The following is a 20,757-nucleotide window of genomic DNA, read 5'->3' as shown; positions in this document are numbered from 1 at the left end:
TTAACCGCGACCACCACCGGCACCGCCGCCGGCGCCGTCATGGCCACCGGCGCCGCCACCCGGGCCGCCGTGGCCTTCGCCACCTTTGCCCTCTCCACCCTTGCCCTCGCCCTTGCCTTTGCCCTCGCCACCTTTACCGGTGCCGTCAGGTTTGGCCGGTGCCGCAGCGGGTGCTGCAACAGGCTTGATTACTGCCTGCATGGCCTCGAGGTTGGCTTTGCGCACGGCTTTGACAAAGCCGTCGAATGGCCGGTCGGTAATCGCCACCAGGCCGAAGTGGCCGTTTTCGCCGTCCAGCAGGCGACCGGTCACCGGTTGGTCGAGGTATTGGAACAGGTGGGTGCCGACGATCATCGGCTCCTTCACTGCCTCTTCAACAAAGTGCGCATAGGCCGGGCCACGCTGCTCTTCGTTGTACACCTCGCTGACGCCGCCCCAGAACGGGCCGCGGTCGCGCGAGCCGAAGTGGAATTCGGTGACCAGAATCGGCTTGTCGAGGGTCTTCAGCGCGGCGAAGTCATAACCGTGCTGGGGCTCCTTGGTATAGAAGTTGAAGCTCAGCACGTCGCAGTACTGGGCGCAGGAGGCCACCGCTTCCGGGTTGCTGGCGGCGAAACGGCCACCCAGCAGCAGGTGGTTAGGCGCGTGCCAGTTGAGCGCGTCGTCGATGGTTTTGAAGTAGGTGTCGGCGAACAGGCGCTGGAACTGCTGCATGTCCGCTTCGATGGCCGGGTGCTCGGGGTTCGGGCGTGGCGCCTGGAAACCCGGGTCTTCCATCAATTCCCAGGCCGGCAACTCGATGCCCCAGGCTTTGGACAGGCCGTCCTGATTGCGGTACTTGTCGCGCAGCATTTTCAGGAAGGCGCGTTTGGCCGGTACATCCGTGGTCAGGTTCAGGGTGCCGTAGGCCAACGCGTAACGGGCGTTGGGGTCATTGGCCGGACCGGCCCAGGCCAGTTCGTTGTCGGCGAAGAAGCCGACCAACCACGGGTCGTCACGGTGATCGCGGGTGGCGATGGCCACGGCGCGTTCGGCGGCCATGGCGAAACGCGGGTCGAACGGGTCAGGCATGCCGCCCCACCAATCGACGCCGGTGCTGATGGTTTTGTAGTCGCCACTGATCGATAGCGGCAAGGTGTACGGCATGCGCTTGGCGGCGGCCAGCGACGGATCGCTCCAGTTGCCGACGGTGTTGAAGCCCCAGGCTTGCAGACGGTCCAGGGTGTTCTGGGTCCAGCGTGCGGCATCGAAGCTCTTGGTCACGCACATTTCTTCGGCCACGGCCGGCTTGGCCGCTTCAACAGGCGCCGCCACGACTGGCGTCGGGGTGGCGCTGGCGACCGGGTTGCCGGCTTCGTCGACGGCGGCTTCGCTGTCGTCTTCGCTGACCACCTGGGCGCTGCTCTTGTCGGCCAGGTCGGCGCACTTCTGCTGCGGCCAGGTGCGCTGTAGGTTGGCGCGGTAGAAGTCGAACCAGCGGCCCTGGTCGAAGTTGCGGCCTTTGGCGGCGCCGGTGTCGGCACGGCTGCTGCTGCCGCCGTAGTAGGCGGCCAGCGCCTCGCCATCTTTCGGCAGGCTGGTGAACATGCTTTCACGGCCTTCGACGTAGGTGGCGCTGTTGCCGGCGCTGATGGTGTTCACCCCGAGGGAGTAGAACGGGTGCCCTTCAGGGGTCACCAGGAACCAGCGGCCATCGCGTTTCTCGGTACGGAAGAAGCCCGAGGCATCGAAGGTCGGGCCGCCGAGCAGGCCGCCGTACTGGTCGGTTTCACCGCGTTTTTCCAACCAGCCCTTGAGCTGACCGGCTTCCTTGGCCGCAGCGGCTTTCAGTTGCTCGTCGCTGCCAACCTTCTCCGGCCACTGCCCGCGGGTGTATTGGCCATAGGCGTCGACGATGCCGGTAAAGAGTTGCTGCTGGGTTTCGTCGCCTTCGCGCACACCAAACCGGCCGAGCAGGATGCTTTGCGGCACGTCCGGACGGCTCATGTAGATGCCCACGGCGCTGACCTTGCTGAGGTCCAGATCGCCTTCGACGGTGTCGGCGAGAATTACCCGCTGGCCATCGACGGTCCACGGCATCGCCGGGCCGGCACGCATGCCTTGAGCGCGCGGCGAGGTGGCGTGCAGAGGGATTAACAGGTTTTGCGCCGGGCCGGCTGGCAGCGCGATGCGGCTGGTGAGCACCTTGCCGTCGCTGCTTTCCATGCGGATGTCGAGGGTCAAGGCCCAGTCCATGGCGTTCTGGATGCGCAGGGTCATGACATTGGCTTTCGACCAATCCCACGCACCGTTCTGCGGGGTCAGACGCAGGCTGGGATTATCCGAAGGGTTGAACGTCACCCGCCGCATCGGCTCGCTTTCGGCCGCCAGTTCAGCGGTCAACGAAGGCAGGCTGGCGTTCTGCGTCTGCACCTGCACCACATCGGCGGGGCTGACGAAATTGAATAGCGTCTGTTGCTCGGCGGCCAGCGCCAGGGGGGGCGCTGCAACCATCAAGGCGAAAATACCGGGCAGTGAACGGCGAATCATGTGACGGGCTCTCCTAAACAACCAGCCAATAGACAGCAGGCTTCGAAATTGATGCTGTCTTAAGTAATTTCTCGGCGAAACGGTGGCAAGGCATTGAGAATGGCCTTGCCGTAGCGTTGGGTGACAACGCGTCTATCCAAAAGCGTAATAGTGCCGCGATCAGCCTCGGTACGCAGCAGGCGACCACAGGCTTGTACCAGACGCAGTGAAGCATCCGGCACGGCGATTTCCATAAACGGGTTGCCGCCACGGGCCTCGATCCATTCGGCGAGGGCCGCTTCCACCGGGTCATCCGGCACGGCGAAAGGAATCTTGGCGATCACCACGTGTTCGCAGTAAGCGCCGGGCAAGTCGACCCCTTCGGCAAAACTGGCCAGACCGAACAGCACACTGGCTTCGCCGTCGTCGACGCGCGCCTTGTGCTTGTTCAGGGTTTCCTGCTTGGACAAATTGCCCTGGATGAACACGCGCTTACGCCAGTCGCGGTCCAGGCCGTCGAACACGTCCTGCATCTGTTTGCGCGACGAGAACAGCACCAGGGTGCCGCGCGACCCTTCGACCAGGCCGGGCAGTTCACGGATGATGGCGGCGGTATGGGCGGTGGCATCGCGCGGGTCGGCTTTCAGGTCCGGCACCCGCAATACACCAGCGTCGGCGTGTTGGAACGGGCTTGGCACCACGGCGGTGACGGCCACTTTCGGCAAACCAGCGCGCATGCGGAAACGATCAAAAGTGCCCAGCGCCGTGAGGGTGGCCGAGGTCACCAGGGCGCCGTAGGCGACGTTCCACAAACTGCGGCGCAGGGTTTCGGCAGCCAGGATCGGGCTGGCGTTGACCTCGATGTCGAACATCGCCCCGCCTTCTGCCAGGGTCAGCCAACGCGCCATGGGCGGGCTTTCCTCCGGATCTTCAGCGGTGAACGCCAGCCACAGTTCCCAGTTGTTCTGCGCGCGAGCCAGCAGACTGCCGAACAGCGGGTACCACTCCTCGGCCTGGTGGCTGGCGATGCCGATGGCGGCCTCGCCATCCATGGATTTTTTTAGCAGTTCGGTAAGGCCGGTGAACAGGTCGGTTAGGCGCGAGAAGCCCTTTTTCAGCTCCAGGCCCATCTCGGTCAGGTGCTCCGGCACCACGCCACCGATAAAGCGGTGACGCGGGCGCTCGCGGCCTTCCATGTCTTCACCGGCCTTGAAGTCGGCCAGTTGCTCACAGGCATTGAACATGAATTGCTGCTGGGTGCGGATTTCCCGCGCCAGGATCGGCACTTGCTCGATCAGGCGGCCGAGGTCGCCGGGCAATTGGTTCTGCGCCAGCAGCTTGGTCAGGTTCTTGGCCGTCAGCTCCAGCCAGTCGGCGGTGGAACGCAGGCGGGTGAAATGGGCGAAATGGCCGATGGCCTTGTCCGGCAGGTGGTGGCCTTCGTCGAACACGTAGAGGGTGTCGCGCGGGTCGGGCAGTACGGCGCCGCCGCCAAGGGCCAGGTCGGCGAGGACCATGTCGTGGTTGGTGACGATCACGTCAACCTTGCCCATGCCTTCGCGGGCTTTATAGAAGGCACAGGTTTGAAAGTTCGGGCAATGGCGGTTGGTGCACTGGCTGTGGTCGGTGGTCAGACGCGCCCAGTCGGCGTCGTCGATGGTCTCGGACCAGTTGTCGCGGTCACCGTCCCACTTGTTGCCGGCCAGCTTGGTGACCATCTCGGTAAACAGTTTCTGGTTGCCTTGGTCGACTTCGATTTTGAAGCCTTCCTCTTCAAACAACGCCGCCGTCGCGCTTTGCGACTCGCCTTCCTGCAGCAGCAGGTCCAGTTTGGACAGGCACAGGTAACGGCCGCGGCCCTTGGCCAGGGCGAAGGTGAAACTCAGGCCACTGTTGCGCATCACCTCGGGCAGGTCTTTGAACACGATCTGCTCTTGCAGGGCGACGGTGGCGGTGGCGATCACCAGGCGTTTGCCGGCGGCCTTGGCCAGGGGAATGGTCGCCAGGCTGTAGGCCACGGTCTTGCCGGTACCGGTGCCGGCTTCCACCGCCACCACGGCGGGGTCGCTGCTGCGCCGGCCTTCGTCGTCGACCTTGATGGTGCCCAACACCTTGGCGATCTCGGCAATCATCAAACGCTGGCCATAGCGTGGCTTCAGCCCTTTGGCTTCGAGAAAGCGGGAATAGGCGCCCTGGATCTGGGACTTGATTTCGGTACTGAGCACGGAGGGTTCTGCGAGGTAAGCGGGCGGGATAAATGTTCAGTGGTCAAACTGGGCGGCTATGATAGCGCGCGTTTTGCTAACCGCCGACCGGAGATTGTGAATGACTGTATATGCCCTGCTCTACGCCCTGCATGTTTTGGCTGCCGTTGTCTGGGTGGGGGGCATGTTCTTCGCCTGGATGGTCCTCCGCCCGGCCGCCGTTACTGCCCTGGAAGCCCCGGCCCGCCTGCGTTTGTGGGGCGAAGTGTTTCCGCGCTTTTTTCTCTTTGTGTGGGTGTGTGTGCTGGTGTTGCCGATTGGCGGCGTGGGCATGCTACAGCTGCATTTTGGCGGTTTCGAGACAGCGCCCAAGTATGTGCAGGTGATGATGGGCCTGTATCTGGCCATGCTCGCCCTGTTCATCCGCATTCAGGCGTTGCAATTGCCGGAGCTGAAACGGGCGATTGCCAGCGAAGACTGGCCGGCGGGTGGCGCGGTGTTGGGCAAGATCCGGCGCCTGGTGGGGCTTAATTTGTTGATCGGGATTGCCGTCATCACCGTTGCGGCGACGCGCGCGAGTTTTTAACAAGCATCGCGGCTGAAGCCGCTCCTACAGGAGACCGCGGTTCCCGTAGGAGCGGCTTCAGCCGCGATTAGCCGTTACTGGATACGCACCAGATTAACGCTACCGGCGCTGCCGTTGCCGCCCGGCTGCCCAGGCTGACCGGGCTTGCCTGGCTTGGCGCCATCGGCGCGGTACACCAGACAACCTTTCGAAGCGCCGCCCTGCCCGCCTTTACCGGCTTCGCCCGCCGCGCCGCCCAAGCCGCCATCGACTCTCACCCTGAGCAGGTTATCGGGGAAGTTCGCCGGTACTTCCAGACGCACCTGGCCGCCGGCCGCGCCGGTCTGACCGTCGCCACCGTTCTGGCCGTCATAACCCGGCTCGGCTTCACCCCAGGTGCAACCCGGCGCTTGACCGTCGGCGCCGTCCAGCCCCTGGTAGCCCGGTCGGCCGATGCCGCCACGCGCGTCGATGGTCATCTCGCCCACCTGGGCCTGTTCCAACCGGATACTGAGATTACGCCCCGGCGTGGCTGGTTTTTCGAAGCTGCCGCTGGCACCACGGGCATTGATATGCGCGCCAGTCGCCAGTTCGGCATGCCGCGCTTCCAGGCGGAACGGTTGGCTGCTGGGGGCAATCGAGATATGCGCGTCGCGGCCCATTTCCAGCTTGCCCACACGAATTTCGGTGACCGTAGCCGGCACCACCAGGGTGGCCGACTCGGCGATCTGCAAACGATCAAGCAGCAAGGTGCTGGTGGAATTGGGCAGGCGCAGCATGGAGTTGGCGGCGACCGCGACTTGCACCTCGGCCTGGGCCAGGGCGCTGGCCAGCAGCAGTGGCAGGGCGAATGCGGCGAGCAGTGGCTTATGCATGCTGCACCTCCACATCGCTGCTGGTGCTGTCGACTACCGCTGCCTGGTTGAGCTCAACCGGCGCTTGTTCGGCAACTGCCTCGGGGACGGCGTCGATCACGACGGCGGTCTGTGGCTCGGCCAGGCCGTACAGATGAAAGATGCCAAACAGCAGCACTTGCACGCGGTGCAGGTTAATGTTGGCCAAACCACGCAGGCGCGCGCCGAACAACCCCAGTTCCACTACATGGGCCAGCAGCACCAGACCACCTAACACGTTCAGCAGCAGGTCCACCGGTTTGTTCAGCGGGCTGAACAGGTTGACCAGCACCAGCAACCAGAACACCGCCACCGCGGTTTTCCCCACCTGCAAAAACACCTTCATCCCACGCTCCCCTTGTTATTTTTTGCTCGTCGCGCACCTTACCCCTTAGCGGGTGAACGAAACCAGCGTGCCAGACAAAAAACAACGGAGGCCAAGGCCTCCGCTGTTTTTTTCCACTCAACAGTACGATGTTGCCCTAGCGATTCTCCCTACCGAGTGACGTGCAACTCCACTCGACGGTTCTGCGCACGCCCGCCATCCGTGGTGTTGTCGGCCACTGGCTGGCTCTCGCCGTAGCCGACGACCGACAGCTTGCTGGCGGGTATGCCTTGCGCGGTAAGGAAGTTCGACACGCTCTGGGCGCGCCGTTCGGAGAGTTTCTGGTTATAGGCATCCGAGCCTTTGCTGTCGGTATGCCCAGCCACTTGCACGCTGACCAGCGTGGCGCCGCTGAGGCGTTTACTGATTTCCACCAGCGCGCTTTTGGCGCTTTCGCTCAACTCGGCCGAGTCGAACGCGAACAACACATCGCCAGCGTCGCTGAGCACGATGGTTTCGTTCTGGGCGACAGGCGTGGGTTCAGGTTCAGGTGGTGGTGCCGGCGTAGCCGCAGGGTATTGCGGCAATGGGCAACCACTGGTGTTTACCGGGGTATTGGCAGGCGTATCGGCGCAGACATCACGGCGATCATGAACTCCATCGGAGTCGTCATCACCATCCAGCGCATAGCAGATCAAACCGAAAACGGTACAAATGGGCCAGTTCCCCTGATTGACCACGGCATCCCCGTTACTGGAGGTAGTCATGCAACCAGATAGAACACTGCTGACCAGAAGAATGGGTACCGTTACCCGTAAGGATAAGGTTGGCATTTTATAGTCTCCTGAGTCACCGGCGAGTGCCGGTAACTCAGAAGTAAAGACCCGCAAACTGCGCCGCACAAGGCGTACAGCGCAGTATTAACGGGGGCTTGCGGTTCTGCTAACGATGGATCTTGATTTCCACGCGACGGTTCAGCTGACGGCCATCGGCTGTCTTGTTGTCCGCCACAGGCACGCTTTCACCGGCACCGACCACGTCTACGACGTTATTCGGCGACACGCCATTGGCCACCAGATAGTCAGCCACGGACTGCGCGCGGCGTTCCGACAGTTTCTGGTTGTAGGCATCCGAACCGACACTGTCGGTATGCCCGCTAACGGTCAGCTTGGCATTCGGCGCTTCGTTTTTCAGGCGGGTGGCAATGGTGTCCAGCTTGGTTTTGTCGGTTGCGGTGAGCTTGGCCGAGTCGAATTCGAACAGCACGTCACGAACCACGATCACTTCATCTTCAACCACCACGACCTGCTCTTGCACTTCCTCAACTACCGCTGGTGGTGGGCAACCATTGGCATCCACACGGGTGCCTGGCGGTGTGCCCGGGCACTTGTCACGGCTGTCTGGCACGCCGTCACCGTCTTCGTCGCCGTCGCCATGGCTCCAGCAATAACCTGCAGCCAACGCGGCGCCACCTAATGCGCCCCAGCCAGCCCAGGCTGAACTCTCGATAGCACCCAACGCGGCACCACCTACACCACCAACCGCTGCACAGGTTGGCCAATCGGTTTTCTGTAAACCGGCGCAGCCGGTCAGCAAAGTACTCAACAGAATCAGGGGTACTGCAGTCCTTTTAATGCTCATATGCACAGTCTCCTCAGGGGATCGGCGTAAACCGACACTCTGGGATTAAAGACGGCACTTTTAGAATCCGCCAGCACTAGGCCATATCGCTGCATCCAGCTAGGCTTGTCGCTCATGTTCGAGGATTTTCGATGACTGAAAGTTTTTCTGCGCGCACGCCGCAACAAGCGGTGGCCGCGCTTCTGGACCGTTACGCGCCGGCGCGTCTGCTGGTGGTCGGCGCGGTGGACTTTCCCGCCGTGCTCGCCTTCCAGCAAGCCCACCCGGACAGCATCTGCGCTTTCGCTGCAGCCGGCCCGCTGCCGGCCGATCTGGCGGCGCAACGTTTCGACCTGGCGCTGATCGCCGACTGCCTGGAGCACCTGCCCAAACGCACCGGCCTGGAACTGCTCGGCGGCATTCGCAATCTGAATGCCAGTCGCCTGGCGGTGCTGGTCGACCTGCCCGCCTGCGGCCTGCATGACACCGACCTGTATGCCCTGGCCCTGCAAGCCAGCGAACGGTTCAAGCGCGACGAACAGGTGCTGACCCTGTTCACCTACGACCTGCGTGAATACAAACAGGTGCCGGACTGGCTCAACGCCAAGTTCTGGGCCAACCCGGCAAACTTCGGAAAGTACTGGTGGTAGTTGCTATGCCCCCTTCACACACCCCGGAAACAGCGTGCCCCTGCGGCAGCGGCAACTTGCTTGGCGCCTGCTGCGGCCACTACCACGACGGCACCCCGGCGCCGAGCGCGGAAACCCTGATGCGCTCGCGCTACAGCGCTTACGTGCTAGGCAATATCGATTACCTCAAGGCCACCACCCTGCCCGCCCAGCAAGCCGAACTGGACACTGCCGCGATGCAGCTCTGGAGCGCCCAGAGCACCTGGCTGGGGCTGGAAGTGGAAAGCGCCGAAGTGCTTGGCGGCAAGCCTGAACATGCCTTCGTCACCTTCACCGCGCGCTGGCACGACGACAGCGGCGAGCATGCGCACCGCGAGCGTTCGGGGTTTGTGCAGAACGACGGGCGTTGGTACTTCATCGACAGCACGGTGCCATTGAAGGCCACGCGCAATGATCCGTGCCCCTGTGGCGGCGGGTTGAAGTTCAAGAAGTGCTGCGCGGGGTTTGTATAACGCCATGCTTTCTGTGGGAGGAGCTTCAGCCGCGAGCTCTTGACCTTAAAAGCTCGCGGCTAAAGCCCCTCCCACAAAAACAAAGCCCGCATTGCGCGGGCTTTTTTTATTCCTGCAATTTCAGGTGCGAGATATCCGGCGGTGGTCCGGCCGGTGCGGTTTTGGCCTGGCCCATGTCGCTACCGGCAGGCGCCAGGCTGAACTGGCTGAGGTCGACCTTGGGCGCTACCGGTTCCGGTTTCTCGTCCTGCAGATCAACACCCACCGGCGCAATGCCAAAGTCCGGCGCTTCCACGTCGCTGAAGGCGGCCATGTACTCATCACGCGGGGCGACCACCAACGGCTTGGGCGAGCCGGCACTGCTGGCGGCGGCGACCGGGGCTGCAACGGGTGCCGGCGGCTCGTAAGGAGGTGGCGGGGCCAGCTCCACTTCTTCGATCTCGACGTCCATGTTGCAGACTTCGACCAGCGCTCCGGCGCGCTCGATGGTCGCGCGGTATTTTTCCGCCGCGGCTTCGTCGAGGTTGTTCTTGATCACCAGACGACGGCCGGAGAACAACAGGGCGATGCGCTGGGCGTCGGCCTGGAACAGCTTGGCCATGTTGGCTTTCACCTGATCCAACTGGGCACCGGGCACCAATTGTCCGGAGAAGGCGATCTCGTAGCGGCTCATGGGTGCTCTCCTGTCCGAGTCTGTCCTGTCCGAGTCAGCCGTCAGTATGGCGCAGATTTTTTTACATAAACAACAGGTTGCCCACAAGCTGCGGGTTGCGACACACTCGGCCAACAAGGAGTCCGCCATGCGGCAGCACGCCACCTGCACCACCTACTTGAGGTTAGTTCTTCTGCTCGGCCTGGTCGCAGGCTTGGGTGGCTGTTCGTGGTTTTCCGGTGAGCTGCAAGACCCCAGCGTGCAGTTGCAGAAAGTCGAAGTGGTCAGGGCCCGGCTGGTGGAACAGGAATTCTTGTTGCACCTGCGCCTCGACAACCCCAACGACAGCGACCTGCCGATCCGCGGCATGACCTTCAGCCTCTACCTCAATGACATCAAGCTGGCCGATGGCGAGTCGGATGTCTGGGCCACTGTGCCGGCCAACGGTCACCGCACCCTGAAGATTCCACTGCGCACCAACCTGTGGAGCAAGCTCAAACCCATCGCCAAGATGCTGGAAAAACACGACCAGCCGATTCGCTACCGCTTCTATGGCGTAGCCGACACCGGCGTATTGTTCGGCTCGAGCGTGCACCTGGAACGAAATGGCGAGATAATTCCCGGCGATTTTATTCCGGAGTAACCCGCTAATGAGCAACGAACCCCACGTCCACGGTCCCGACTGCAACCACGACCATGATCATGACCACCACCATGACCACGGCCACGTGCACGGCCCGGACTGCAACCACGGCCATCAAGAGCCCGTGCGTAACGCCCTCAAGGACGTAGGCCGTAACGATCCCTGCCCTTGCGGTAGTGGCAAGAAATTCAAAAAATGCCACGCGGCTTGATGATTTAAGCCCGTACTCAAAAGCCCGCCCCGTGCGGGCTTTTTTGCTTTTGTAGGGTGTGCTATGCGCACCATTGCGCACTCGGATGAATCGCTTGGTGCGCATAGCGCACCCTACAAAAGCAATCGAACCACCCAGGTTTCTTCCAGTCAGTTGCTTACATGCCTTAACGGAGCTCTCCGATGATCGATCTGTATTACTGGACCACGCCCAACGGCCACAAGATATCGCTGTTTCTGGAAGAGGCTGGTCTGCCTTACAAGGTTCATCCGATCAACATTGGCAAGAACGAACAGTTCGCGCCGGACTTTCTGAAGATCTCGCCGAACAACCGCATCCCCGCCATTGTCGACCACCAGCCGGCCGACGGTGGCGAGCCGTTGTCGATTTTCGAGTCGGGGGCGATTCTGTTGTACCTCGCCGAGAAGTACCAACAGTTCATCCCCCGCGATCTGCGCGGGCGTCAGGAATGCCTGCAGTGGGTGTTCTGGCAAATGGGTGGGCTGGGACCGATGGCCGGGCAGAATCACCACTTCAATCTGTTCGCGCCGGAAAAAATCCCCTACGCCATGAAGCGTTATGTGGATGAAACCGCGCGGCTGTATGGCGTGCTCGACAAGCAGTTGGAAGGCCGCCGTTTTATTTGCGGCGACGATTACACCATTGCCGACATGATCAGCTACCCGTGGATCGTGCCCCACGAGCGCCAGCAGCAGAACCTCGCCGACTTCCCCAACCTGCAGCGCTGGTTCAACGCCATCAAGGCGCGCCCGGCCACCGAACGGGCTTATGCCCTGGCCGAGCAGATCAATCCGCAGCCGAAAAAATAACCCGCGCCACACGCCCGTCCTCGCTTGCGCGGCGGCGGGCGCCTCACTAACGTAGCGCCTGCCGTTTTTAATCGATTTTTGCAGGAGCTTCAGACCATGGCGTCGCCATTCTTCACGCGTTTCACAGCTGCCGCTGCCCTGGTTGGCGCCGTGAGTCTCAGCGGGTGTCAGAGTTGGCTGGACAGCCACTACGCCGACAGCCTGCCGCCCACCACCGGCATTCAGCCGATCAAGGGCCTGGCACAAAGCGTGTCGATCCGCCGCAACGCCCTGGGCATGCCGCTGATTGAAACCACCACCTTCCATGACGCGCTGTTCGCCCTCGGTTATGTGCACGCCGGCGACCGCCTCAGCCAGATGGTCGGCATGCGCCTGATGGCCGAGGGTCGCTTGTCCGAGATGGTCGGCCCCGGCGCCTTGGAAATCGACCGTTTCATGCGCGCGGTGAACCTCAAACAAAGCGCCGAGGTGCTGTACAAGAGCAGCTCGCCGCGGATGAAGAAGTTCTTCGAAGTCTATGCCCGTGGCGTCAACGCCTACCTGTACCGCTACCAGGACAAGCTGCCAATGGACCTGGCCGAGTCTGGCTACAAGCCGGCCTACTGGAAGCCGGAAGATTCGGTGCTGATTTTCTGCCTGATGAACTTCGGCCTGTCGGTGAACCTGCAGGAAGAGATCGCTTCCTTGGCGCTCGCACAGAAAGTCGGTAGCGACAAGCTGGCCTGGCTGACTCCGACCTACCCCGACGAGCCCCTACCGTTCGATGAAGCAGACAAACTCAAAGGCCTGGTGCTGAGCGGGCAGATCCAGGGCCTCAGCGCCCTGGGCAAAGTCACCGAACAAATCGCCGGCCTCGACATGCTCGGCGTCGCCGCTTCCAACAACTGGGCCATTGCCCCGCAGCGCAGCCGCAGTGGCAAGAGCCTGCTGGCCAACGACACCCACCTGCCGCTGTCGATGCCCTCGGCGTGGAACTATGTGCAGATCCGCTCGCCAAAATTCCAGGCCGCGGGCGTGTCGATTGCCGGTGTGCCGGCAGTGGTGGCCGGTTTCAACGGCAAGCTGGCCTGGGGCATGACCATGGTCATGGGCGACAACCAGGACCTGTTCCTGGAGAAGATCAAACGCCAGGGCAGCCAGGTGCTGTATGAGGCCGACGGCAAGTGGGTGGCCGCCCGCGTGCGCCAGGAAACCTTCTTTATCAAAGGCCAGCGCCCGGTGCGCGAGGCGATTTACGAAACTCGCCATGGCCCGCTGCTGAACAGCGTGTTGGGCGAGCGCAAACACATGCTGCAACCGCTGCAGATCAGCAGCGGTTATGGCATCGCCCTGCAAAGCGCTGCGCTGGATGGCGACAAGACCCTGGACGCGTTCTTCAACCTGTCCCGCGCGCAATCGGTGGACCAGGCCTTCGAAGCCGCCCGTGATATCCGCGCCATTCCGCTGAACCTGGTGTTTGCTGATGCCGAACACATTGCCTGGCAAGTGACCGGCCGTTACCCCAACCGCAAAGCGGGTGTCGGCCTGCTGCCCTCCCCCGGCTGGAATGGCCAGTACGACTGGGACGGTTACGCCGACCCGATGCTGCACCCCTATGACCAGGATCCGGCGCAAGGCTGGCTGGGCACCGCCAACCAGCGCACCATTCCGCGCGGCTACGGCATGCAGCTGTCCAACTCCTGGTACTACCCGGAACGTGGCGAGCGCATCGCGCAGCTGGCTGGCGCCGGCAAGCACGACGCGAAAAGCATGATCGCCATGCAGTACGACCAGACTTCGCCGTTCGTGGCCAAGCTCAAAGGCATGTTCGAAGCGCCGGGCATGGCCCAGCCGCTGAAAAAAGCCATTGATGCCCTGCCCGCCGCCGACCGCGCCAAAGCACGCGAAGCCTACAGCCGCCTGATGGCGTTTGACGGCAACCTGCGCGCGACCTCGGCCGATGCCGCGTTGTACGAAGCCTTCCTGCAGGAAAGCATGCGCCAGACCTTCCTCGACGAACTGGGCCCGGACACCAGCGCCGCCTGGAAAGCCTTGGTGGACAGCACTGACCTGTCCTACTCCGCACCCGCCGACCACCTGCTCGGCCGCGAGGACAGCCCATTCTGGGACGACGTGAAAACCCCGCAGAAAGAAGACAAACCGGCGATCCTCGCCCGCAGCCTGGTGGCCGCAGTCAACCTTTGCGAGAGCAAACTGGGTGCCGACCGCGCTACCTGGCAATGGGGCAAGCTGCACAGCTACACCTTCGCCACCGACACCACCCAGATGGCCAAGTACCTGAGCAGCGGAGATGCCACCAGCATCAATGCGATCAAGGGTTACCTGGACCGTGGCCCGTATGCGGCCGGCGGCGACCACACCACCCTCAACGTGTCCGCCTACCATTGGGGCGAAGGCTTCGACACCTGGCTGGTGCCGGCGATGCGCATCGTCGTCGACTTCGGCCAACCGGAACCGATGTTGGGCCTGAACAGCACCGGCCAGTCCGGCAACCCGGCCAGCCCGCACTACGCCGACGGCATCGACGCCTGGTTGAAGGGCCAGTACATGACCTTCCCGTTCCAGTCGCAGAACCTCGACAAGGTCTACGGCACCAAGCGCCTGCTGCTGACCCCGGGCAAGTGACGACCGTTCGTCGAGCCTGGCTGAACTAAAGCCAGGCGTGGCGACTCAGAGACAGTGGACTTACTCCATAGATCTTTTTAGGGCACCTCTTGGTGCCCTTTCTTTTGCCTGGAGAAAAGCCGAGAGGACAGACAACTGCACATCGGGTTGAACTAAAGCCCGTCAGGCCGTTCAGACCCTATGCATCGTTTGATTCTCCGGGCGCCACCTTAGGCGCCTATTTTTTTGCCTGGCGTTTGGTGCTGATCTTCGTCACCCACGCAATTCTGGGTCCCAGCTTTCGCTGGGATGACGGTGCAAGGCTTCAGAGTTTTGTGTTCCCCAAAAGCATCGCGGCTAAAGCCCCTCCCACAAGAAACGAGATTTCCTGTGGGAGGGGCTTTAGCCGCGACGGGACAACACAAACCGGGCAGGTACCCACCCGGTGCATTAGAGGGAATCAGTCTTCGTCTTTATCCGGCATCCCATCCACGACGCCTGCGGTGTTATCCAGCAGGCTCTTGGTGGCAGTTTGCAGGAAGGCTTCCAACTGCTTTTTCAGCTCAGGATCGATGTCGCCCGGTACACGGGTGGCACTGGCCTTGGCGCCCAGTTGGTAGTCGTACAGACGCGGTTCGAACCCTTTAGGCTGGATCAGGATGCGCTCAGGGGTGACGATGGCAACGGTCTGCTCGCCGCCGGACGGCTTGATCACACCAATGCCATGGTCGCCTTCAGGCAGGGTCAGCAGGTCGCGACCCCAGCACTGGTGACGCACCTGGCCACCGAGACGGCCCATGATGGTCGGCACGATGTCGATCTGGGTGCCAACGGTGTGGCGCAGCGGGCCGAATTTTTCCTGGATGCCCGGGCCGATCAACAGCAGCGGCACGTTGAAGCGGAACAGGTCCATCTCGGTCAGTTGCTCGTCGCTGCCAAAACCATGGTCGCCGACGATCACGAACAGGGTGTTCTTGAAGTACGGCGCCTTACGCGCTTTCTCGAAGAACTGCCCCAGCGCCCAATCCGAATAACGCATAGCGGTCAGGTGCTCGTCTGAGCTGGTACCTGTGTTGGCGCGTTCCACTGGCAAGTCCGCCGGCAAGGCGTAAGGGGTGTGGTTCGACAGGGTCTGCAGCAAGGCATAGAACGGTTTCTTGCCGAAGTTGGTTTCCAACTCCTTGGCGCCGCGGTCGAACATGTCCTGGTCGGACACGCCCCAGGTCGGGTCCATGAACACCGGGTTAACGAAGTCTTCGCGGCCGATGAAGTTGGTCATGCCCTGGTTGCTGAAGAACCCGGACTGGTTGTCCCACTGGAAGTTGCCGTTGTAGACGTAGAGGTTGTCGAAGTCACGGGCATCGAGCAGTTGCGGCAGGCCGGAGAACTTGTGGTTGCCCTCGGGCATGCGCATCAGGTACTCGAAGCTTGGCAGGTTGGGGAAGCACGCCATGGTGGCGAACATGCCCTGGTGCGTGTGGGTGCCGTTGGAGAAGAAGCGGTCGAACAGCACGCCCTCTTTGGCCAACTTGTCGAACTCGGGGGTGATGTTCAGCGGGCTGCCGAGGGCGCCAACAAAGTGCCCGGCAAAGCTTTCCATCAGAATCACCACCACGTTCTTCACTTCCGGCAAGGTGCCATCGGCCGGCGGGGTGAAGTCACGACGAATCGCCGCTTTGTCAGCGTCCACCAGCACGTCGTGCGGGGTGAGGATCATCTTGCGCACGATCTCCTGGGCATCGGCATCGGCCATGGTGGATTTCCAGGCGTTCTTGCGATGGGAGGAGAAACTCGCTTGCGCCGCAGACACCAGGGTCAGCGTGCCATTGAGGCCCAGCTGGTTGGCGAACATCGACTCCGTGGTGTACGCATCGCCCCAACGCAGGGGTGGGCCCTGGGTCAGGGTGCCACGGGCGGCCAATACGGCCAGCACCAGGCACAGCACGAAGGCTACGCCGCGCACGGGCCAAGAGGTGCGCGCACGTGGGCTGGCGCTGAACATCGCCGCCTCGCCACGGGAGCGGCTGAGGCCATCGAGGCCCTTGAACAGTTTCCACAGCAGCCAGGTCGCTACTGCCCAGGCCAACAGGTAACGGCCCACCGGGAAGCCGTTCCAGAGCATGCTCAGAACGGTTTTCGGGTCTTCCTGGAAGTACTGGAATACCAGGCTGTTCAGGCGCTGGTGGAACTCGCGGTAGAAGTCCAGCTCGGTGAGGCCAAGGAACAAAGTGACGCTGGCGAAGAACGTCAGCCACACCCGCATCCAGCCACGGCGGGCCATGGCGGCAGGAATCAGGATGGAAATCAGCAACGGCGCACAGGCATACACCACCACCCGCAGATCGAAACGCATGCCGTTGAAAAAGGCTTCGGCGAAGGTCGCGAAGGTGTCTTCACCGATCAGCTCGCGGTTGTACACCAGCAACGCCACGCGCATAAGCGTGTACATCAGCAGGAAGGCACACGCGCTGAGGAAGGTGAAAATCAGATGGCTTTTAAGGGTGGGGGTACCGCGCGGCGATACGGAAGAACTCAGGGCGTCCGATTGGGCCATGTTGTCCAAAACTCACTGATTAGGCGTACGAAAAATGGGTGACGAAGAATACTCCTACATCAACCCAAGAGCGAAGCCGCAAATAGTCAGCGAGTGAATGTGAAAATTTCGTTGAGAAATGGTCGAGGGGCCTGTAGGAGCGGCTTTAGCCGCGATGCTTTCACCCATCTAGAGCATCGCGGCTAAAGCCGCTCCTACGAGGTCATCGAACAGGTAACTCAGTCATTACTGGGCTTGCCGATGGCTTGCAGCACGTACTGCGGCAGGGCGAAGGCGCCCAGGTGCACTTCAGGGTTGTAATAGCGGGTGACAATTCCACTGCCGGCAAAACGCTGGCGCAGGGTCTCCAGCGGGATGTTGCGCAGGCCCGCGTTGGTCGCGCCCCAGGCGAAGGTCATGGCACCGCCGATGTAGGTCGGCACCGCTGCCATATAGAAATGCCAGTCAGCAAACAGGCCGTTCATGCGCCCGGCAGTGTTCTGCACGCCGTCCAATTGCATGAACGGCGTGCCGTTCTGGGTCACCAGAATGCCGCCCTCGTTCAGGCAGCGGCGGCAGGCCTGGTAGAAATTCTCCGAGAACAGCACTTCGCCCGGGCCGATGGGGTCGGTGGAGTCGGAGATGATCACGTCGAATTTCTCTTCGGTGGTGGCGACAAACCGCATGCCGTCATCGATCACCAGGTTCAGGCGCGGGTCGTCGTAAGCGCCCTTGGAGTGCTCGGGGAGGAACTCCTTGCACATGTCGACCACCGTGCCGTCAATCTCGACCATGGTGATCTGCTCGACGCTGCGGTGCTTGCTCACTTCACGCAGCATGCCGCCGTCGCCGCCACCGATGATCAGCACTTTGCGCGCCGCGCCATGGGCCAGGATCGGCACGTGGGTGAGCATCTCGTGGTAGATGAACTCGTCGGCTTCGGTGGTCTGGATCACGCCGTCCAGGGCCATTACCCGGCCCATGCGAGGGTTCTCGAAAATTACCAGGTGCTGGTGCTCGGTGCGCACTTCGTGCAGCAGTTTGTCCATGCGAAAACGTTGGCCATAGCCTTCGTAGAGGGTTTCCTGATAGTCGCTCATGGCGTTGCTCCTCTGCGCCGCGCGGGAAAATGCGCGGAATAATCCGGTGACTGGGGCCCGTAGCCCCAGGCGAGGCGCGCATTCTACGTGGCGACTGGTGACAGGTCGAACCTTGTGGCTATCTGCGAAGCGCAAAAACATCGCGGCTAAAGCCCCTGCCACAAAGACCACGCTACCTGTGGGAGGGTAGGCGGCCATCCGATTTGGCCGCGACGCCTGAAAACGAATTCAACCGCAAGAACCGGCGAGACATGCCCACCATCTGGTCGTTATGGTAAGCGCCATGAGCACACACCCCACTCCCCTGCTTCTGCCCTATGTACCGCCGTGGAACTGGCAGCAGTTTCACGCCTACTTCGCCCTGCGTTGCCTACCGGATATGGAGCGGGTCGACGAGCACGGCTACCGGCGCACTTTTCGGATCAATGCGGTATGCGGCTGGTTCGCCTTGCGTCATGTGCCCGAGCACAGTGCGTTGGAACTGACCGTCAGCCCCTCGGCCGAAGCCTTGCTGCCCCTATTGGCGGCGCGGGTAGAACGCATGTTCGACCTCAACACCGACACCACCCTGATCGCCCAGCACCTCAGCCAGGACCCGCACCTTCGCGCCCTGGTCGCCCGCTACCCGGGCCTGCGCATTCCCACCGCCTTCGACCCATTCGAACAAGCCGTGCGCGCCATCGTTGGCCAGCAGGTGACGGTAAAAGCGGCGGTGACTATCGTGGGCCGCCTGGTCAAACGCCTCGGCGAAGAACTCGCAGATGCGCCCGAAGACGGCCCTAGCCGGCTGTTCCCTACCCCACAGGCGATTGCCGAGGCCAACCTCGATGGCATCGGCATGCCCGGCAAACGGGTGGCGACCTTGCAGGGTTTTGCCCGTGCTCTGGGCGACGGCAGCCTGGCGCTGCATGCCGATGACGGCGTGGAGGATCTGCTCGAACGCCTCTGCGCCCTGCCCGGCATCGGGCCATGGACGGCGCAGTACATTGCCCTGCGCGCCTTTGGCGTGGCCGACGCGTTTCCGGCCAGCGACCTCGGTTTGCTCAAGGCCAGACTCTGGGGCAGCGCCGGCATCAGCGCCCGCGCCCTCACCGCCCAGGCCGAAGCCTGGCGCCCCTGGCGTGCCTATGCCGCCATGTACCTGTGGCAAAGCTACGCCGAACCGGAGGAGTGAGACCATGCACTACCGCTACCACGACAGCCCCATTGGCCCGCTGCTATTGGCCGGCGACGAACAGGGCCTGCGCCTGTTGCACATGGACGGCGGGCAGCCTTGGCAATTGAACGAAAACTGGCAGGCGGCGGATGCCGAGCTGGACGAGGTGTGCCGGCAACTGGACGAGTATTTCGCCGGCCAGCGCCAGCAATTCCAGTTGCGTCTGGCGCCGCTGGGAACACCGTTTCAACAAGAGGTGTGGCAGGCGCTGCAACGGATTCCCTTCGGCCGCACCTGCAGCTATGCCGACTTGGCGCAGCGCATCGCGCGGCCCAGGGCGGTGCGCGCCGTGGGCACGGCCAATGGCGCCAATCCGATTGCGGTGGTGATTCCCTGCCATCGGGTGATCGGCAGCAACGGCACCCTCACCGGCTACGCCGGCGGCCTGGAGCGCAAGCAGCTGTTGCTGCAGTTGGAAGGTGCCTGGTTACTGTAGAAAGGCTCAGATACGCACGTTGCCGCGCGGCCCGGCGATGGCCCAGATGATCAACCCGAGCAGCGGCAGCAACACGATCAACAGTATCCACAGCACCTGCTTGCCGGTTTCCGCGCCGCTTTTCAGTACGTTGATGATCGCCCAGATATCCAGCGCCAGAATAATCAGGCCAATCAGACCGCCGTAACCGTTACCCATAGTCGTACTCCTGAGGATGAGATTGCTCCTCTAGGATAGTCGCCTAAGGCTAAGGTTCAGGGAGTTGTTGCCATCAGCGTGATTGCGCGCGCGGGCCCATCACGTACCAGTTGAAGAACCCCAATAGTGGGAACAGCACCAGCAGGCTCACCCAAAGGGTTTTCAAGCGTCGGGCCACCGGGCTTTGCACCACGTTATAAGCGGCCCACAGGTGCAACGCGAGCAGCACCGCCAGGGCCGCATAGGCCCAATAGCGGTAGCTGTAATAGTCGAAGTCCAGAAACATGGCCTTTCTCGTCGCGGCGGGTACTACTTAAAGAGCCCGGTTGCCGCCGCGAGGTTCCACTTTCCGCATCGGCCGCCGGTCAGTAGGCGTTGAGGTCGATCAGGGCGAAGCTGGCCAGGGTCTGATGGCCCGGCAGTTCGCCGCCCTCGCGGGCCAGGCCACAGGTCTGCAGACCGGCCTGTTGGGCAGCGTCCAGCTCTTCGACGATGTCCGAGAGAAACAGCACTTCATCCGCCGGCACACCGATGCTGGCAACGATGCTGCGATACGACTGCGCATCGCGCTTTGGGCCCGAAGTGGTGTCGAAGTAGCCCGAGAACAGCGGCGACAGATCACCGGCCACCGAGCAGCCGAAGATCAGTTGCTGCGCCTGGATCGAGCCCGAGGAATACACGTACAGCGCGTACCCCTCCTGCTTCCAACGTTGCAGCGCCTCCACCGCATCCGGGTAGACGTGCCCTTTGAGCAACCCCGCCTTGTACCCCTCGGCCCAGACCATGCCTTGCAAAGCCTTGAGCGGTGTGGCCTTGCGGTCTTCGGCGATCCAGGCGAGCAGAATCTCGACCACCCGCAACACATCGGCCTGCGGCTCGCCGCTCAATTCACGCACTGCCTGCAGCTGCTCGGCCACCGGCGGTTGGTGGGCATTGAGCAGGACGAACTCGGGCAAGTGCTCGGCGGCAAACGGAAACAGCACATCAAAGACAAAACTCACCGCGCTGGTGGTGCCTTCGATGTCGGTGAGGATGGCTTTGATGGGCATCGAAAATCCTGAAATCTGTCGGACAAAAG

Annotated in this window: 21 protein-coding genes; 9 read left to right on the top strand and 12 right to left on the bottom strand. The window is 62.2% G+C overall.

What is annotated here, in order from left to right; translation table 11 throughout:
- Together C8K61_RS16685 and dinG are read right to left on the bottom strand one after the other, a co-directional pair.
- A complete protein-coding gene (locus C8K61_RS16685; protein ID WP_108097435.1) occupies nt 1–2,529 on the bottom strand; it encodes a beta-agarase in 2,529 nt (842 codons plus the stop codon).
- 59 nt (nt 2,530–2,588) lie between these two features.
- Nucleotides 2,589–4,733 (bottom strand): ATP-dependent DNA helicase DinG, encoded by a 2,145-nt coding sequence (gene dinG, locus C8K61_RS16680; RefSeq protein WP_108097436.1) that lies wholly within the window; start codon nt 4,731–4,733, stop codon nt 2,589–2,591.
- 100 nt (nt 4,734–4,833) lie between these two features.
- Here dinG and C8K61_RS16675 point away from each other — a divergent pair, with 100 nt between their 5' ends.
- Nucleotides 4,834–5,298, top strand: a complete 465-nt coding sequence (locus C8K61_RS16675; protein WP_108097437.1) for a CopD family protein — start codon at nt 4,834–4,836, stop codon at nt 5,296–5,298.
- 74 nt (nt 5,299–5,372) lie between these two features.
- On the opposite strand, the gene C8K61_RS16670 is transcribed toward C8K61_RS16675, so the two are convergent.
- From C8K61_RS16670 to C8K61_RS16655, 4 genes are all read right to left on the bottom strand, one after another.
- Nucleotides 5,373–6,152, bottom strand: a complete 780-nt coding sequence (locus tag C8K61_RS16670) for a collagen-like protein (protein WP_178086466.1) — start codon at nt 6,150–6,152, stop codon at nt 5,373–5,375.
- The gene (locus C8K61_RS16665; RefSeq protein WP_108097438.1) at nt 6,145–6,516 is read right to left on the bottom strand and encodes a DUF1145 domain-containing protein; all 372 of its coding nucleotides are present in this window, start codon (nt 6,514–6,516) and stop codon (nt 6,145–6,147) included. Before C8K61_RS16665 ends, C8K61_RS16670 begins: the two co-directional genes overlap by 8 nt.
- Before the next feature lie 149 nt (nt 6,517–6,665).
- Nucleotides 6,666–7,328, bottom strand: a complete 663-nt coding sequence (locus tag C8K61_RS16660) for an OmpA family protein (RefSeq protein WP_108097439.1) — start codon at nt 7,326–7,328, stop codon at nt 6,666–6,668.
- A 109-nt stretch (nt 7,329–7,437) separates the two neighbouring features.
- Nucleotides 7,438–8,136: an OmpA family protein gene (locus C8K61_RS16655; RefSeq protein WP_108097440.1), complete on the bottom strand. Its 699-nt coding sequence runs from the start codon at nt 8,134–8,136 to the stop codon at nt 7,438–7,440.
- A gap of 131 nt (nt 8,137–8,267) precedes the next feature.
- Here C8K61_RS16655 and C8K61_RS16650 point away from each other — a divergent pair, with 131 nt between their 5' ends.
- Both C8K61_RS16650 and C8K61_RS16645 read left to right on the top strand, forming a co-directional pair.
- Entirely contained in the window at nt 8,268–8,765 is a 498-nt protein-coding gene (locus C8K61_RS16650; RefSeq protein ID WP_108097441.1) for a DUF6231 family protein, read from the top strand.
- 5 nt (nt 8,766–8,770) lie between these two features.
- Nucleotides 8,771–9,256, top strand: coding sequence for a YchJ family protein (locus tag C8K61_RS16645; protein ID WP_108097442.1), 486 nt, complete (start codon nt 8,771–8,773; stop codon nt 9,254–9,256).
- Between the two features lie 106 nt (nt 9,257–9,362).
- On the opposite strand, the gene C8K61_RS16640 is transcribed toward C8K61_RS16645, so the two are convergent.
- Nucleotides 9,363–9,929 carry a hypothetical protein gene (locus tag C8K61_RS16640; protein ID WP_108097443.1) on the bottom strand — a complete coding sequence of 189 codons (567 nt, stop codon included), beginning with the start codon at nt 9,927–9,929 and terminating at the stop codon, nt 9,363–9,365.
- Between the two features lie 127 nt (nt 9,930–10,056).
- On the opposite strand from C8K61_RS16640, the gene C8K61_RS16635 reads away from it, so the two are divergent.
- The 4 genes from C8K61_RS16635 to C8K61_RS16620 all read left to right on the top strand — a co-directional run bounded on the left by C8K61_RS16635 (nt 10,057) and on the right by C8K61_RS16620 (nt 14,217).
- Nucleotides 10,057–10,551 carry an LEA type 2 family protein gene (locus tag C8K61_RS16635; RefSeq protein WP_108097444.1) on the top strand — a complete coding sequence of 165 codons (495 nt, stop codon included), beginning with the start codon at nt 10,057–10,059 and terminating at the stop codon, nt 10,549–10,551.
- Nucleotides 10,552–10,558: 7 nt separating this feature from the next.
- Nucleotides 10,559–10,762: an SEC-C metal-binding domain-containing protein gene (locus tag C8K61_RS16630; RefSeq protein ID WP_108097445.1), complete on the top strand. Its 204-nt coding sequence runs from the start codon at nt 10,559–10,561 to the stop codon at nt 10,760–10,762.
- A 182-nt stretch (nt 10,763–10,944) separates the two neighbouring features.
- The gene (locus C8K61_RS16625; protein WP_108097446.1) at nt 10,945–11,592 is read left to right on the top strand and encodes a glutathione binding-like protein; all 648 of its coding nucleotides are present in this window, start codon (nt 10,945–10,947) and stop codon (nt 11,590–11,592) included.
- 96 nt (nt 11,593–11,688) lie between these two features.
- Nucleotides 11,689–14,217: a penicillin acylase family protein gene (locus tag C8K61_RS16620; protein ID WP_108097447.1), complete on the top strand. Its 2,529-nt coding sequence runs from the start codon at nt 11,689–11,691 to the stop codon at nt 14,215–14,217.
- A 439-nt stretch (nt 14,218–14,656) separates the two neighbouring features.
- On the opposite strand, the gene C8K61_RS16615 is transcribed toward C8K61_RS16620, so the two are convergent.
- Both C8K61_RS16615 and speE read right to left on the bottom strand, forming a co-directional pair.
- On the bottom strand, nt 14,657–16,750 hold the full coding sequence (locus C8K61_RS16615; RefSeq protein WP_108097448.1) for an LTA synthase family protein: 2,094 nt from the start codon (nt 16,748–16,750) through the stop codon (nt 14,657–14,659).
- A 218-nt stretch (nt 16,751–16,968) separates the two neighbouring features.
- A complete protein-coding gene (gene speE / locus C8K61_RS16610; RefSeq protein ID WP_108097449.1) occupies nt 16,969–17,829 on the bottom strand; it encodes a polyamine aminopropyltransferase in 861 nt (286 codons plus the stop codon).
- Between the two features lie 283 nt (nt 17,830–18,112).
- Between speE and C8K61_RS16605 the strand changes: the two genes are divergently transcribed.
- Nucleotides 18,113–19,003: a DNA-3-methyladenine glycosylase gene (locus C8K61_RS16605; protein WP_108097450.1), complete on the top strand. Its 891-nt coding sequence runs from the start codon at nt 18,113–18,115 to the stop codon at nt 19,001–19,003.
- 4 nt (nt 19,004–19,007) lie between these two features.
- The gene (locus C8K61_RS16600) at nt 19,008–19,481 is read left to right on the top strand and encodes a methylated-DNA--[protein]-cysteine S-methyltransferase (RefSeq protein ID WP_108097451.1); all 474 of its coding nucleotides are present in this window, start codon (nt 19,008–19,010) and stop codon (nt 19,479–19,481) included.
- Between the two features lie 6 nt (nt 19,482–19,487).
- Here the strand turns inward: C8K61_RS16600 and C8K61_RS16595 are convergent, their stop codons facing one another.
- The 3 genes from C8K61_RS16595 to mtnC form a co-directional block, all read right to left on the bottom strand.
- Nucleotides 19,488–19,679 carry a PLDc N-terminal domain-containing protein gene (locus tag C8K61_RS16595; protein ID WP_108097452.1) on the bottom strand — a complete coding sequence of 64 codons (192 nt, stop codon included), beginning with the start codon at nt 19,677–19,679 and terminating at the stop codon, nt 19,488–19,490.
- A 73-nt stretch (nt 19,680–19,752) separates the two neighbouring features.
- The gene (locus tag C8K61_RS16590; RefSeq protein WP_108097453.1) at nt 19,753–19,965 is read right to left on the bottom strand and encodes a PLDc N-terminal domain-containing protein; all 213 of its coding nucleotides are present in this window, start codon (nt 19,963–19,965) and stop codon (nt 19,753–19,755) included.
- 79 nt (nt 19,966–20,044) lie between these two features.
- A complete protein-coding gene (mtnC, locus tag C8K61_RS16585; protein ID WP_108097454.1) occupies nt 20,045–20,728 on the bottom strand; it encodes an acireductone synthase in 684 nt (227 codons plus the stop codon).
- Nucleotides 20,729–20,757 lie beyond the last annotated feature (29 nt).

The organism is Pseudomonas sp. GV071, assembly GCF_003050835.1.
Lineage (GTDB): Bacteria > Pseudomonadota > Gammaproteobacteria > Pseudomonadales > Pseudomonadaceae > Aquipseudomonas.
Note: the sequence above shows the minus strand (reverse complement) of the source record. Positions and strands in the feature narration are given on the sequence as shown.